Here is a 1,526-nt window from a genome sequence, read left to right on the forward strand (position 1 = left end):
GTCCAGACGGGGTCTCGCTAAACTCGCCTTCGGCTCAAACAACGCGATCCCTGATCCGTCTGGCCCTGCGCTCCTCGGCGCATCCACAAGGGGTGGGGAAGGAACACCAATACCGAATACAGAAGAAACAAGGACWCGCCWYGGCGWGTCCTTGTTTGTCTTGGTTTGTTTCTTTGGTATTTGTCTTCTGTYCCCGYTCCCGATTGCCCCGTCCTGGCTGGGCCGAGGAGCGCAGAGACAAGCGGATCAGGGCCGGCGTTGTCTGAGCGAAGCGAGTTTAGCCGGACCCCGCTTGGCTCGAGCACCGCAGGTTGCCCCGTAGCGAAGCGCAGGGGACCCAGACTGCGGGTCGCCTTTTCTTTGGTGACTTTCTTTTGGCGAAGCAAAAGAAAGTTACTTGCCGCCGGGCAACCCCCGGCCAACAGGACTCAGAAGAGAACCCAACCGCTAGAACAACCTAGGAAGCAGCAAAAAACCGATCAGCCGCTTCCACAGTAGCCTCAATATCCCCAGCGGTATGAGCCGAGCTGACAAACCCGGCTTCATACAACGCAGGCGCGTAATAAACCCCGCTGTCCAGCATCGCATGGAAGAAGCGATTGAACGACGCCCCGTCGGTGGTCATCACCGTGGCGTAGTTCTGCGGCAATTGCCCCAGCAGGAAAAAGCCGAACATGCCGCCTTCGCTGTCGCCGCTAAACGGCACACCGGCCTTGGCTGCCGCCTGCGTGAGGCCGGCGACCAGGCTGCGGGTGCGTTCGCCCAAGGCTTCGTAAAAACCCGGTTTCGAGATCTCGCGCAGGGTGGCCAGGCCGCAGGCGGTGGCGACCGGGTTGCCGGAGAGCGTGCCGGCCTGGTAGACCGGGCCCAGGGGGGCGAGTTGTTCCATCACGGCGCGGGTGCCGCCAAAGGCCGCCAGCGGCATGCCGCCGCCAATGACCTTGCCCATGACCGTCATGTCGGGCTTGAAGCCGGGAATGCCGCGGGCATAGACGCTTTGCGCGCCGCCCAGGGCCACGCGAAAACCGGTCATGACTTCGTCGAATACCAGCAGCGCGCCGTGCTGCGTGCACAGTTCGCGGCAACGTTTCATGAAGGGCAGGCTGGCGCGCACGAAATTCATGTTGCCGGCGATGGGCTCGATCATCAGGCAGGCGATATCCTTGCCGTGCAGGGCAAAGGCTTCTTCGAGCTGGGCGATGTGGTTGTATTCGAGCACCAGGGTGTGCTGCACCACTTCGGGCGGCACGCCGGCGCTGGTCGGGTTGCCGAAGGTGGCCAGGCCGGAGCCGGCCTTGACCAGCAGGGCGTCGGCATGGCCGTGGTAGCAGCCCTCGAATTTGATGATCTTGCTGCGCCCTGTGGCGCCGCGCGCCAGGCGGATGGCGCTCATGGCCGCTTCAGTGCCGGAACTCACCAGCCGYACCATTTCGAGCGAGGGCACCAGCCGCACGATTTCTTCGGCCAGCTCGACCTCGCGTTCGGTGGGCGCGCCGTAGGAAAAGCCCTCCAGCGCGGCCTTCTGC

General features: G+C 63.5%; 1 protein-coding gene. It reads right to left on the bottom strand.

Translation table 11 applies throughout. The features are described 5' to 3' along the window. Positions 1–457: 457 nt before the first annotated feature. Positions 458–1,526 (bottom strand): glutamate-1-semialdehyde 2,1-aminomutase (gene hemL, locus AC1D0P_RS25520; RefSeq protein WP_477679287.1); only part of this gene is annotated, 1,069 nt, incomplete at its 5' end.

It is taken from the genome of Polaromonas sp. P1_G2 (genome assembly GCF_056405515.1).